Here is an 11,064-nt window from a genome sequence, read left to right on the forward strand (position 1 = left end):
TGAAACAGTTTTCCCGCCAACCTGTTCCTACCCGTAAGAGATTCTGATGCGCAGCTTACTATTCCTCTTCATCAGTTTAAGCATCATGCCTGAAGTCGTATTGGCAGAAACTCCTGACACAGGAAACAATGCAGACAAAATACGATATGAAGAATGGCCTCAATGGCGCGGCCCGCGCGGAGATGGGACCTGGCAGGGACCGCCGATCAAAACCAGCTGGCCGGAAAGCGGATTAAAGAAACTCTGGGAGCACGAAATCGGTGGAGGCTATGGAGGCATTTCTGTTGCAAAGCGAAAACTCTATCTCATGGATCGCCCGGCCACATCATCAGAAGAACAGGAAAAAGCCCGGGGCATTCACGGGCATCGCGCAGACCGCCAGAACATTGAACGCATATTCTGTTTCGATGCGATCAACGGAAAACAGCTCTGGTCACATTCTTACCCGGCTGTCTATGACAAACTGGATTACGGCAATGGTCCTCGCTGTGCCCCCACAGTAGTGAATGATCGAGTCTATACCCTGGGCACGATGGGTGATGTCTTCTGCCTGGATGCGAATACGGGAGATGTCATCTGGAAAAAACACCTCGTCACAGATTTCGGCGGAAAAGTCCCGCAATGGGGTTATGCCGCGGCCCCCTACCTGATTGGTGACCTGGTGATTCTCATGCCAGGCGGAACCGACGAAGGAACTGCCATTGTAGCCCTCGACCCGAAAACGGGAAAAGAACGCTGGCGTTCCCTGAAAGATGAAGCCGGTTATGCCACGCCGCTCCTGATTCATCACAACCAGCAGGACCAGTTAATTGTCTGGTCGCCGAACCATATTCATAGTGTCGACCCACAGACGGGAGCCAATTTCTGGTCGGTTCCTTATAAAGTCACCTACGGCGTGGCGATTGCCAGCCCGATCGAAAAGGAGGGCCTGATCCTGGTCGCTGGTTACTGGGAGGGTTCCAAAGCCATCCAACTGGGAGACAAGCCAGAGCAGGCAGAACTCAAGTGGGAAGACCGCCGTACCTTAAGAGGTTTGATGTCTCAACCGCTCTACCGGGATGGGTACGCTTACCTGCTGGACAAACAGTTCGGTTTGACCTGTTTTGAATACGCCACCGGTAAGAAAATCTGGGATGATGACAATCAGATGACGCCCGGCAACAGCCGCAACCCGCAGGCAACACTGGTCTGGCTCAACGATTCCTCGCGCGCTTTGATTCTCAATTCGGAAGGTGCTTTGATTCTCGCTGAACTGACCCCCGCCGGCTATCGGGAACTTGCCCGCACCAGATTAATCGGGGAAACCTGGGCACATCCGGCTTACGCAGAAACACGTGTCTACGCGCGCAGTAATACCCGGCTCGTCGCCTGTGAGCTCCCCGTGGAAGAATCGATTTCTGATTCCCCATAAAAGCAAACAGGCTGACCTGTAAACTTCATGACGAACTCGATAAAATGCACTCTGGGCCCTCAGGAGATTTCCTGATCAATCCTGAAGTACACCTCTGTTCTTCGATCTGATGTACTGAGCGCTGATTCTGATTCTCCCGTTATCTAATGAAAACAGTTATACAGTATGAATTCACCAGCGGAAAAGCAGTCCGAGACCCCGCAAACCGGTAATGAACTCTTAGGACCAGAAATCTGGAACCTGCCGAATCTGATCACCGTCAGCCGACTGGTGCTCTCGCTGATTTTGTTCGTCATCATTTATCTGGAGGGCTGGTGGAAGACCTCTGCTGCCTTATTCATTCTTGCTGCTGCCACCGATTTCCTGGACGGCTATTTCGCCCGCAAATACAATCAGGTAACCACGCTGGGCCGGATTCTGGACCCTTTTGTAGATAAAATCATCATCTGCGGTGCCTTCATTTTTATATTGGAAAGTGGCCCCTCTTCGGGAATCAATGCCTGGTTTGTGCTGATTATTATTGGGCGCGAAATGTTCATCACCAGCCTCCGGGGTTATCTCGAACAGCACGGCCGTGATTTTTCCGCCAGTTGGAGTGGTAAAATCAAAATGGGGGTCCAATGTGTCGCAGTGGTTCTTTGTCTGCTGTCCCTTAGCCTGGAAGCCCCATATAACAGTCCCACATTTATTCTGCTTCGCGACATCTCTGTCTGGTCAGCGGCACTCATCACCCTGTACAGCGGAATCGATTACGTGTTTAGAGCCTCAAGAATTTTGCGTAATAAGCCATTGTCATAAACGTGATCTGATCTTTGAATACCGAAGAGTGAACCTGCAGCGGGAATTCATTTTCAAATTTTTCGAATTTCTCGTCTCTTCTAATAACTCCTCACCGTATAAAATAGCAGCAGCCGGACAACTGACTTTTATTTACTAGACATGTTCTTATGCCTGACAAAAATCATCCTCTACCTCCCCCTGATCCCGTCATTATTGTTCAACCACAGGACTACCAGACCGAGGTCAAAGATTTTCCCTCAGCGCAACCCGTTTTTAAAAGTACGGTCCGCTCGCCACGCAGTAAAGTGCCACTGATCCTGTTTATTCTGACGTGTCTCAGTACGTTCATCGTGGGCGCCACATATAACACCCCGTTTGTCCCCGTCCCCAGAGAATTCGCCCGCATCTATGAACATATTCTGCAGGTTGGCTGGTCCCAATTTCTGATTGATGGAATTTCTTATGCGGGGCCTTTGATGCTCATTTTACTGTCACATGAAATGGGGCACTACCTGCAGTCGCGACGTTATCACATTCCTGCCACCCGGCCTCTGTTCATCCCCATGCCTCTGACTCCGTTTGGAACGATGGGTGCAGTCATTATGCAAAAGGGCGGGATGGCAGACCGCAAACAGATGTTCGACATCGCCGTCTCCGGGCCGCTTGCGGGTCTGGTCTTTGCGCTCCCCATTGCGTACTGGGGCGTGCTGAATTCAACCGTTGCCATCACATTGAAACAACCAGGCTCCATCAGCTATGGAGAACCGCTGATTCTGCAGTGGATGATCAGCATGGTCCACGGACCACTGGCAGAAAATCAGGAAGTGATTTTAAACCCGCTGTTGTTTGCAGGCTGGGTCGGTATCTTCGTTACCGCCTTAAATCTTCTTCCGATCGGTCAGTTGGATGGTGGTCACATCCTTTATACACTGCTGGGTAAAAAAGCGAATCTGATTTCCCGCCTGCTGATGGCCACAGCAGTCGGATATATGTTTTACACAGGTGAGTTTGGTTACTCTCTGCTCATTCTGTTACTGGTGGTTTTCGGAATCAACCATCCTCCCACTGCCAATGACAGAGTCCCCCTGGGAACAGCCCGGATTATTATCGGCTGGCTGACACTGGCATTTTTCATCATCGGTTTTACGATCACGCCGGTCATTTTTCACACATAATTGTAACGTCGCATCAGATCACCTTGCAGGGGGCGCTGCTATTTAATCTTGCTCAGGATCTGTTCGGCGCGAAATACAATTTCCAGATCCTTATTTCTGGTGGCTTTCTGCAGTTGTGTCTGCGCGGCTTTGCCATACTCTTCCAGCGTCTTTTGTGCCGCTTCACGTTTCGCCCAGCTCTGGTTACCCAGTTGAGCAATCAAGGCATCGATGCGTTTCAGCAAAGCCGGGTCGGCATCCAGCAGGATGACAATTCCCGTGCGTCGCACCACATCGGGAAACGGGGTGATTTCCAGCGGCAAGATTTTATCGAGATAACTTTCATCAAGACAGTACACAATCGTCGCCTGATCGCTTCGCAATGCGTGCTCACCCAGAATCCGCAGGACATGCTCAACTTCTGGTGTGCCCAGTCCCAGATCAATCAGTTGTTTCCTCCAGACATCCAGTACTTCCGCCTGTGTCAGAGCAGCAGATTCAATATAAGGTACCAAAACAGCAGTTGCTTTTTTATCTGTCTTCGCAGCCTGAGCCTCTTTTTTATCGGCTGGCTTTGCAGCGGCATCAGCGAGTTTCGGTAACGCGCCTATCGCCTGTAACTGTTTCCCCACAGCTTCCAGCGCTTTGGCTTGGGCTTCTTTTTTTTTCTTGTTCAACGATTCTTCAGATAAAGGATCAACGGGTTTCGCTTTCGCTGGCTGATCTGATTTAGCTTCAGGCTGCTGGTCCTCTTTTTTTGTCCCGGGCACCTGATCGATGGCTGCCACTTTCCAGCGATCCTTCTGCTCAACAGGCTGCATGACCGTCAGATCCTTCAGGGGATAGGTGTCTGCATTCTGAACCTGAAATCCATTCTCGGCATGGGTCATGGTAAGACGCGGACTATGATTCAATTCCACGTCATACAGAATAAAGCGATCACATTTATCGATGCCTTTCACAAACAGGCGATCCGCCTTTTGCAGCGGGCTCAGCCAGTGGGAATCAGACAACGGCATGCTGAGCGGGCTCTCTTTCAGTAGATTCTGCGATCGCCAGTAGATGCGTTTTGACTGAATCCGGGCGGTCGGCCAATGTGTTAAGAAACGCCCGGCGGGAAATTCCAGCAGCACATCAATATCTTTGGTTGCCGGCCCTGCAAACGTAATCAATCCCAGTGGCGCTGGTTTGTCGCTCTCACTGGCATCGGCACTCAACCGACGGGACTGCATATAACCGGGGGTCGTGGATCGAAACAGCGCGGCGTCATTCAGCTTCTTACCATGCGCCGAGACCAGAAACACACTGACATCCCGCACGATCAGCTTTGGTGATGCCGAAGTCTTTGGCGCGCCGGCCCAACCAGTTCCACATGCACACAGAAGTCCGATTACACCAATCAATGCTCCTGCACGAGCCGAAACCCGCTTCCGCCCGTCTGATAAATCAGAGGTATTCTGAATCTGTTTTTTTGATTGTATAGACTGTTTCATGGTCGATCGTTGTAAGGGGGTTCGTTTTCAGTTACTTCTGATTGGCCTGTTTCTGATTGGCGGCCAGATCTTTGGGGACAGCCCGGATCAGTTTCGGGGCGCCCCAGACAAAGCGGTCCCCCACATCCTGATCTTTTCCAAAATCCACAACCAGTGACAATGTCTCTCGGCCTGTCACATCCAGATCGAGAGATTGCAGTTTCGTAGCAGAAGTGAATTCCGGATTTTCAAAAAGGGTTTTGCCATCGGCAATGACCTTAACCGCGACATTCCCCAGCTTTCCGGTCTCTGCCTGCAAGCCGGGGGTGGTCTGGAATCGTTCAAAGTTCTTACCCAGCTGGTAAACCAGCACGGTTCGGGCATGCACACACAGTCCATTGGAAAATGACTGCGTTCCAATCTTTAATGGCTGACCTGTCAGAGACTTGTTAACCTGATATGGATACTGCTGATAAAAAAAGGGAACCTGGGTCACACTGTCCGGCTGGATTTCCACGAGTGAAACCGAACGGGCATTCACGGTTTTCACCGATTCCAGATAGTCTTTGTTGATCGAAAATTGATCGCCCCAGGGCATCGTAATACTGGCGGTGTTCCCTCCATCCAGTTTGACCACACCGGGAATCTGAGTATTGCCAATCAACGTCATCAAACTCTGTAAAGCCAGATTACTCTCAGGCTTGACCCGATTCTTGTGCAACACCAGCCCCACGACACGGTCCAGATTGACTTCGCGTTGCTGTCCCTGATATTGAAACAACAGACTCTGATCGTTAACCCCCACGACTTCACCAGACACCCGATGGATATTACCATCCTGCGTGGTGACATAAGCCGAGTCTTCTGTCTTCGATTCTCCTTTGCGGTCCACCGTTTTCGACTTCTTCTTGTCTTCCTGAATCTTCCAGAGCTCATGGATGGCCCCCGGTTTTAAAATCAGGTTGATCTCTTTCTCAGCGACGGGAATCTGAAAGCGAACCCCCGTTTTCTTCCATTCCCCTAAAGTACCCGAAAACATTCCCGACTGAGAGAAGGTCACCTTCCAACCAGAACTTTGCTTACGTTTGGCCTGTTTGTAGAGTTCACTGGGATACGCGCCGAGATAGAGTTTCGCCTTGCTGTTTTTATCGGTTTCTACAGCAAACGTGTATTCGCCATCCTGGGGAATCTGGATCAGTCCTTCATAAACAATTCCGAAATTGATCGCACTGCGCCGGGACAGCAATGCCAGTCGCGGACTGGCGCCATATTTTTTAACAGGAACCGCTTTCAGGTCATGCACCGATTTGACTGAAACAGGATGACTCCATTCCATCAGTCGATACGCGATATATTTTTCCGGTTTTTCAATTTTGACAGGCAGCCGATACCCCTCAGCATCGAGCCTGAACTCCCTTGCGGGAATCTCCCGCACTTCGGTATTGACGCGAAACAGTTGCTCTTGGGGAACTTCTGCTTTTTTCATCCCGGGCCCTGACATCTGAATCTGCAGCTTCGCCAGTCCGACCGAGTGATAATAGAGCAGGGTAAAGCGCTGCAGACCTTTACGGAGCTTCACCTTCGCTGTACGGGGACCGGCTGAATAGCTCGGTTTCTCTCCGTCAATCAGCAGCTGACTCATATTCTGGGGCAGCGCCGGTTCCAGAAATTTATATGATGTCACATCAAACAGACTGATTTCCTGCAGATCCTTGCCTGCTTCGATCTTCAAGACCTTGGAATCGACAGAACGAATCGTACCCGTGACCTTTTTGCCATCATAGAGCAGCACTTCGTCGGCACGAGAGAGGGAGTTGCACAAGAGTCCCACCAGACCGATCACTCCCGCCAGCAATAAGCCGCTGAAATTACGTTTCTTCATAAGTGATACCATCTTCATCAAAGTCTTTAATCCTGTTTTTCAGTCGTCGTTTTTGATTTATCAACAGCCTGATTTCGCGCAAGACGGCGAAAATAATCTGCCAATATGTCTTCATAACCGGGTGGAAATCCTTCCGTTCGAGACTGCAGAATCTTCTCACGCTGTTTAGGGGTCAGGTCCGCCCAGTTACGTCCTTTTTTATCGGGAGCCTTCAGTTCCCCCTCACCGCCGGGACCTTTTCCCAACGTGGAAGAATTGGCCGGACGTGTCGGATTAGCACCTGCACCGCCGCCCCCTTTTTTACACGACTTTTCCAACATCTCCACCAGCGTATCCAGTCGACTGATTATACGGGGCTGAGTTGTTTTCGCCGGCTGGGTTGTTTTTCCATGATCAAAATCAGTAATCACTGACTTCACGTCGGTCTGAATATTCTTGAACGGATCCTTCAGCCAGGCTTCATCCTTCACCAGCGAATAATTATCTTTCGATTCCGGTGGAATGATCAGTGGTGCTTTCACCTGTTTGGCCTCTGGCTTTGCCGCTTCGACCGCATCTGCTTCACCATGTGCACTCTGCAGACTGCCAGTCATAAGCAGCGGGGCACAGATCGTCAGTGTGAGACAGCAATTTAAAGGGACCCTATTCCATTTGATACGTTTCATTATTCATCTCCTGCCAGACAATGGGGACAGGTCATACTGTGTAATCGTCCGGTGATTAAATCTATCTCTTTCTGGCGGACCGAAAGCAGATCAATCCGTTCCTGACGTGACGTTTCCGTGATTTTTTTCTGGTCGATCTGACGATCCAGCTGCTCTGTTCGCGTATGAACGGACTGCTGCATCCAACGTAACATTTTGACTTCCGCCAGCAGTTTATTACGATTCCCTTTACAGCCTTTGCATTGACCGCCTCCATTTTTATTGGACGGACGGGAGGCATCAATCATCGCATCCAGCAGCGCCTGCAGATCGTCCTCGATCTGTTTCTGATCATCAATCATCGCTTTGTCAGCTTGCCCCAACAACAGGCCTTCGTCGACCAGTTCCATCTGTTCCCGTACAGCGCCCAGCGCAACCGGCAGTACCAGGCTGAACTGCGTCAGTTCACAGAGTTCGATTGATTCGGAACAGGCGCTGATAATTTTTTCTTCTGAAGTCGCCAGTCGACGAACGGCAGCCAGAGCCTGTTTCTGCTTCTGCGCCACACGATCTTTCAGTTTCGTCGTCACTTCGCGAATCTGTTTCTGCTGCGCGATCATATCCTGCAGTTGATCCATCACGTGCTGGCGTACCAGCGATTCGACCTCTTTCCGCAGTTTGTCTTCCAGCTTTTTGGTTTCCAATTGTGCCGAGGTCAACTGCGAAATCGCTTTTTTCTGTTCCTCGGAAGCAGGTTTGGGTTGAGAGGCACCCAGCTTCTTGCAGGCTCCCCCCATACATTTCCCTGCGCCGGACAATGACTTGCAGATGCTCTGCGAAGCGGGTCCATACTCACGCAGCATCTGTTCCAGATTCTCTGCGGACTTCTGATTTCGCTGTTCGCTGGTTTCCAGCGCTTTCAAGTCTTTTTTATTGCCACTTTTTTTCTGCTGCTCCAATGTATTCGAGAGCTGCAATTCTTCTTTCTTCAGTAATTTATTCAACGTCTCACGCGAATCAATCAGCTTGCGCAACTGTTCCAGCTTCAGTTCCAGTCCGATATCAGCGGTCAGTAACAGCTTTTTGAGCTCTTCCAGCAGAACGAGAATCTCTTTCTGTTCCTGACTCGCCTTATCCAGTTTGAGATCATCCAGCATTTTGGAAGCTTCGCCCATGCGATCCAGGATCAACTGCTCCCGGGCTTTTCGTAATCCCAGCAACAGTCGCGCGGCATCGTCCGGCTGCGATTCGCGAATCAGCTTGGAAAGCCGAAACATCCGCTCTTCCAACTCCTGCATATGCGCTTTCGCTTTGTCCTGTTCAAACTGAATTCGTACTTGCGGTGCAATCTGCTTACCGTCATCTGCACTCTTGTTTGCATCTGCAGCAACTTTCTCCGCTGCACCAATCGAGCCCATCATCTGGGAACAGGCAAATAGAATCACCAGTCCCGTCGCCATGACTTTCTGCTTGTTCTGCATTTCCCTCACCTCCATTACAGGGGGGCCTTGAAACTTATTTCTGACTTCAATTATCGAAGATCGAATTGACCTGTTTTTTCTTCAGTTCTTCTGTTTTTTCTTTCACCAGCTGTTCCAGTTTGATCACCGCATTCAACTGATTGACGACATCAATAAAACTGTCCCACTGGGCCATACTATTTAAAATCTGGTCCAGTGATTTCAAAACCTCATCCTGTCGTGTATTGATCTGTTCCAACGGGTCAGGGGAGTCTCCCCTTAATGTTTCCAGCGACTGTCGCTGTAGTTCCATGTCGCGATCATGCAGGGTCTCCAGAGGCTTGAGCACTGTCTGCGAAATTAATTGATAGGTCTCTTCCCCTCCCAGTTGGTTCAGTTTCATTTCCTCAACAGATCCGTTCAATGCATGGCTGACCTGTCCTACCTCTCGTCTGACCAGTTGATGCTGTCGCATCCAGTCGGCTGCCTGATCCAGACTTTGCGCCAGTTTCAGTTGATCTCTCAATTGTTCCGCCTGATCCCGGGCTTTCCGCAGTCGCGATCGCAACTGCTGTTGTCTTAACAGTATTTCCCGAAACAGTTCTTCCGGCTTGACGACGCGAAACACCAGTTGACGCGAACTCGTCTTCTGTACCCCGGTATAACAATTATCCTCTGCATGACTTTGAAACGTAATCACCGCGCCGGGGCTCAATTTCAACTCAGAAATAGAAACCTGTTTTTCATCTTCAATCACATTCTCCACGGCAGTATCAACTGGTCCGTAGATGGGATATTCTTTTTTTGTAACGGCCTGCTTTTTCCGTTCGTCTTCGGGGTTTCCAAATACTTGATCCAGAGCGGCTTCCGTCACGTTCTGACTCTTTTTCGTCTCTGCTGCGGCGAGTGGTAAATCCGAATTCATGCCAACCCACCTGATACCATAATCATCGCGGGCAATGATCGAGAAGGGGATTGTCGCGTCCGCTGTAATCCGCTGTCGTACTCCTGAATACCGGAAACTCAATCGGGGACTTCGATCGGGTTGCACACCAATCGAGACAGGACGTGGATGCGAATGAATCTCATAGTCTGCCGAGTGTAACGTCAACCGAAAATTGACAGGCTTTTCATGCGTCCATTCCGCCTGAAAGTGCTTACCATCTGTACTCTTCCATTGTAACGAAACGTCCTGAGAATCAACGTCAATCTCACGGACTTTGACATTTGTCGTCAATTCCAGCAGGACCTTCGATTGCGGCAATAATCTCACATTTCCCTGGCTGGCTGAGAAATGTGACACAAACGGTTCCGAGAGCCGGGGATGCGTCGCCTGCAGCTTTAAATCCGTAATGCGCGGGCGGTCAATGGGGACAATCTCAAACGGCTCCGATTCTCCATCTCCGCCCCAGGCATAAGCATGAACCGGATGTTGAAGCGGAGGCACTTCGTATCGAAAATCACCTTCCTGAAATCGATTCATCGTAATCGTTTCACTGTTTCCCTCTTTTCCGGTCAGATACAGCCACACACTTTCTGTCGGTTCTGCCTGATCTTCGACGACCACCTGCAAAGCGGCCGTCTCCCCACGGGGAATGATCCACTGTCCGGCCTGCAGCCCGACCACAGTCAGTCGCGTATGACGAGGCCAGGGCGCGTTCGAACCTGCAAACCACCGCTGACTCCAGAGCCGGCTCGCTTCGGGAACTGCGATTCCAAAACCAACGGGAATCAGAATCACCGCCAGCAATATCAGCAGACAATTTCTGGTATGTCGGGAATCAATCACCTCCAGAAAGGGATACTGGCTGAGCGACTGGTAATTCGACTGGACCGCCTGTTCAATCATCGGCTGTGACTGTTCGGACTGTGTCAGATGACTTGGCAACTGCAATACACTGGCGACACGCGGCGCCAGCGCCTGCTGAGGAATCGCTTTTTTCGAGCGATCAATCAAATTCGCAATTTCAATGGGTGACAGTGAAACCCGTAGAGGTAGATAGACATACCGATAAATCAGATAACCGATTACAGTCAGGCAGACCAGCAGATACAGCATGCGGGCCACCAGGCTCAGTTCCAGCCACCAGTCGAACAGCAGCGACAAACTTGCCAGCCCCAGCAATGCAGCGAGAATCCGCACGGTTGCCTCCAGCAGAGTATGCCGGCGCAATGCGACCCCGACGCGTTCCAGTTTTCCGGAAATCGTCTGCTGCAGCGCCTCGAATTCATCAGATCGTGGCGTGGGGGACATCGATTAC

The 11,064-nt window shown here is 50.6% G+C and carries 8 protein-coding genes; 3 read left to right on the forward strand and 5 right to left on the reverse strand.

The genetic code is table 11. The features are described 5' to 3' along the window. Window positions 1–46 precede the first annotated feature (46 nt). From Pan161_RS03170 to Pan161_RS03180, 3 genes are all read left to right on the forward strand, one after another. Window positions 47–1,411, forward strand: coding sequence for an outer membrane protein assembly factor BamB family protein (locus tag Pan161_RS03170; protein ID WP_145224145.1), 1,365 nt, complete (start codon window positions 47–49; stop codon window positions 1,409–1,411). Between the two features lie 165 nt (window positions 1,412–1,576). Further along, entirely contained in the window at window positions 1,577–2,209 is a 633-nt protein-coding gene (pgsA, locus tag Pan161_RS03175) for a CDP-diacylglycerol--glycerol-3-phosphate 3-phosphatidyltransferase (protein ID WP_145224146.1), read from the forward strand. Between the two features lie 149 nt (window positions 2,210–2,358). After that, a complete protein-coding gene (locus Pan161_RS03180; RefSeq protein ID WP_145224147.1) occupies window positions 2,359–3,366 on the forward strand; it encodes a site-2 protease family protein in 1,008 nt (335 codons plus the stop codon). A gap of 38 nt (window positions 3,367–3,404) precedes the next feature. Here the strand turns inward: Pan161_RS03180 and Pan161_RS03185 are convergent, their stop codons facing one another. From Pan161_RS03185 to Pan161_RS03205, 5 genes are read right to left on the reverse strand one after another with little or no spacing between them, the layout of a single operon-like run. Further along, on the reverse strand, window positions 3,405–4,838 hold the full coding sequence (locus Pan161_RS03185; protein WP_145224148.1) for a hypothetical protein: 1,434 nt from the start codon (window positions 4,836–4,838) through the stop codon (window positions 3,405–3,407). A gap of 31 nt (window positions 4,839–4,869) precedes the next feature. After that, a complete protein-coding gene (locus tag Pan161_RS03190; RefSeq protein ID WP_197995672.1) occupies window positions 4,870–6,699 on the reverse strand; it encodes an NPCBM/NEW2 domain-containing protein in 1,830 nt (609 codons plus the stop codon). A gap of 26 nt (window positions 6,700–6,725) precedes the next feature. Next, window positions 6,726–7,364 (reverse strand): hypothetical protein, encoded by a 639-nt coding sequence (locus tag Pan161_RS03195; protein ID WP_145224150.1) that lies wholly within the window; start codon window positions 7,362–7,364, stop codon window positions 6,726–6,728. Beyond that, the gene (locus Pan161_RS03200) at window positions 7,364–8,824 is read right to left on the reverse strand and encodes a hypothetical protein (protein WP_145224151.1); all 1,461 of its coding nucleotides are present in this window, start codon (window positions 8,822–8,824) and stop codon (window positions 7,364–7,366) included. Before Pan161_RS03200 ends, Pan161_RS03195 begins: the two co-directional genes overlap by 1 nt. A gap of 46 nt (window positions 8,825–8,870) precedes the next feature. Continuing rightward, complete coding sequence (locus Pan161_RS03205; protein ID WP_145224152.1) at window positions 8,871–11,057, reverse strand: hypothetical protein; 2,187 nt, start codon at window positions 11,055–11,057, stop codon at window positions 8,871–8,873. Window positions 11,058–11,064 lie beyond the last annotated feature (7 nt).

Source organism: Gimesia algae, from assembly GCF_007746795.1.
Classification (GTDB): Bacteria; Planctomycetota; Planctomycetia; order Planctomycetales; family Planctomycetaceae; genus Gimesia; species Gimesia algae.

Bases quoted from the DNA above. Each gene is read 5' to 3' on its own strand.
- Pan161_RS03170 (WP_145224145.1), top strand. From the start codon at position 47: ATGCGCAGCTTACTATTCCTCTTCATCAGTTTAAGCATCATGCCTGAA.
- pgsA (WP_145224146.1), top strand. From the start codon at position 1,577: ATGAATTCACCAGCGGAAAAGCAGTCCGAGACCCCGCAAACCGGTAAT.
- Pan161_RS03180 (WP_145224147.1), top strand. From the start codon at position 2,359: ATGCCTGACAAAAATCATCCTCTACCTCCCCCTGATCCCGTCATTATT.
- Pan161_RS03185 (WP_145224148.1), bottom strand. From the start codon at position 4,838: ATGAAACAGTCTATACAATCAAAAAAACAGATTCAGAATACCTCTGAT.
- Pan161_RS03190 (WP_197995672.1), bottom strand. From the start codon at position 6,699: ATGAAGAAACGTAATTTCAGCGGCTTATTGCTGGCGGGAGTGATCGGT.
- Pan161_RS03195 (WP_145224150.1), bottom strand. From the start codon at position 7,364: ATGAAACGTATCAAATGGAATAGGGTCCCTTTAAATTGCTGTCTCACA.
- Pan161_RS03200 (WP_145224151.1), bottom strand. From the start codon at position 8,824: ATGCAGAACAAGCAGAAAGTCATGGCGACGGGACTGGTGATTCTATTT.
- Pan161_RS03205 (WP_145224152.1), bottom strand. From the start codon at position 11,057: ATGTCCCCCACGCCACGATCTGATGAATTCGAGGCGCTGCAGCAGACG.